General features: G+C 45.8%; 1 protein-coding gene. It reads right to left on the bottom strand.

Annotation, left to right across the window (positions count from 1 at the left end; all coding sequences use genetic code 11):
• The coding region (locus AB4653_RS17160) for a toprim domain-containing protein (protein WP_372104818.1) at positions 1 to 530 on the bottom strand (530 nt) is incomplete at both ends.

The following is a 530-nucleotide window of genomic DNA, read 5'->3' as shown; positions in this document are numbered from 1 at the left end:
CAGATTGAACACGGCCAGCGGATAGGCCTCGTGCTATTTTTTTCCAAAGCAGTGGTGACACCATAAAGCCAACAACACGGTCCATAAAACGTCGTGCTTGTTGTGCGTTTACGCCGTCGATATTTAGCTCGCCTGGAGTTTCGAAAGCTTGCTGAATAGCATTTTTAGTGATTTCGTTAAAAACCACTCGTTTGTATCGCGTTTCATCACCACCGATGATCTCACGAAGGTGCCATGCGATAGCTTCTCCTTCGCGGTCCAAATCGGTTGCGAGATAAACATGGTCTGCGTTCTCAGCCAGTTTTTGCAATTCAGCAACGACTTTTTCTTTGCCCGGTAAGATTTGGTAATTCGCTTCCCACTCTTGATAAGGGTTGATACCCATCTTTTTAATAAGCGCTTTGCGATCTTTTTCTTTCTTGATACGAGCTTTATCTTCTGGGCTCATACCCTTGGTTGAAACTGCAGCAGCCTTTTGACCTGTACTTTGACCCGCCGTTGGTAAATCACGAACGTGACCTACACTCGAC

This window comes from Vibrio sp. 10N.222.48.A3, from assembly GCF_041475345.1.
GTDB lineage: Bacteria > Pseudomonadota > Gammaproteobacteria > Enterobacterales > Vibrionaceae > Vibrio > Vibrio tasmaniensis_A.
This window is presented reverse-complemented; position numbering and strand designations above follow the sequence as displayed.